The sequence below is a fragment of the Methylibium sp. T29-B genome (assembly GCF_000576225.1).
Classification (GTDB): domain Bacteria; phylum Pseudomonadota; class Gammaproteobacteria; order Burkholderiales; family Burkholderiaceae_C; genus Methylibium; species Methylibium petroleiphilum.
The window spans coordinates 1-588 of the sequence record NZ_AZSN01000397.1; the positions used below are offsets into that span (position 1 = coordinate 1).

Annotated in this window: 1 protein-coding gene; it reads left to right on the forward strand. The window is 71.4% G+C overall.

All coding sequences use genetic code 11. The annotated features are described in order from the left end of the window. A partial coding sequence (locus Y694_RS22165; protein ID WP_036236889.1) for a hydroxypyruvate isomerase family protein occupies positions 1 to 562 on the forward strand: 562 nt, incomplete at its 5' end. Positions 563 to 588 lie beyond the last annotated feature (26 nt).

The following is a 588-nucleotide window of genomic DNA, read 5'->3' on the forward strand; positions in this document are numbered from 1 at the left end:
CCTCGCGGCGCTGCCGGGACGCCAAGCCGACTTCCGGCACGCCATCGACACGGCGCTGGCCTATGCGAGCGTCGTGCGATGCCCGCGCCTGCACGTGATGGCCGGCCGGCTGCCGGCCGGCACCGAACGCGCCGCGCTGCAGCCGACCTTCGTGGAGAACCTGGCGTGGGCCGCGAGGCAGGCCGCCGGAACCGGCGTCGATCTGCTGATCGAGCCGATCAACCTGCGTGACATGCCGGGCTACTTCCTGAATCGCCAGGACCACGCGCACGAGATCGTGCAGCTGGTGAACGCGCCCAACCTGAAGGTGCAGATGGACCTCTACCACTGCCAGGTGGTGGAGGGCGACGTGGCAATGAAGCTGCGGCAGTACCTGCCCACCGGCCGCGTCGGCCACCTGCAGGTGGCCGGCGTGCCGGAGCGCCAGGAACCCGACATCGGCGAACTGAATGCAGCCTACCTGTTCGACGTGATCGACGCGCTGGGCTACGGCGGCTGGGTCGGCTGCGAGTACCGGCCGCGCGGCGAGACGAGCGCCGGCCTGGGCTGGCGGCAGCGCTGATCCGCCGACGGCCCGGTTCAGGCCGG